The 546-nt window shown below is 42.5% G+C and carries 1 protein-coding gene; it reads left to right on the forward strand.

Annotated elements, in window-relative coordinates; all coding sequences use genetic code 11:
• Positions 1–106 (forward strand): IS3 family transposase (locus C3451_RS24215; protein WP_129942121.1); only part of this gene is annotated, 106 nt, incomplete at its 5' end.
• Between the last annotated feature and the right edge of the window lie 440 nt (positions 107–546).

Raw genomic sequence — 546 nt, forward strand, 5'->3', positions numbered from 1 at the left:
TTACATCGAAATGTTTTATAACAGTAAGCGTCGGCATGGTTCCAGCGATCAGATGTCACCGACAGAATATGAAAACCAGTATTATCAACGGCTAGGAAGTGTCTAGATTATCCGTGGCGATTCACACATCAGAGGGTGTTGAGGTGTCTAAAAGTAACGAACATCTGCGAAAATGGCGAGAAATCCAGCAAACAAATAACGTGTTGCAACGACCAGAAATCTACCGTAGCCAAGAAAGGAAAAAGCCCCGCTTTGCAGCGAGGCCTTATGAATATTGGTGCCCGGACTCGGAATCGAACCAAGGACACGGGGATTTTCAATCCCTTTAAAAGAGCCCAAACGATCCATCAGCACTAACAGTTTTATACTGGTTTACCTTGAGAAAAATGTTTAAGTTTGGTTCTTCATGACTTAAGTATTGCTTAAATACGGCGTTTCGAAGCTACCAGAATCCTACCATTATGAGCCTATACCCATAGAAGAGAAATTATCTCCCGTTCTCGCGATTCAATGACTAAAAATCAGACGGTGCAGGCTTTTAGATAC

Origin of the sequence: Enterobacter sp. 301B (assembly GCF_003850715.1) — a bacterium.
Lineage (GTDB): Bacteria > Pseudomonadota > Gammaproteobacteria > Enterobacterales > Enterobacteriaceae > Enterobacter > Enterobacter intestinihominis.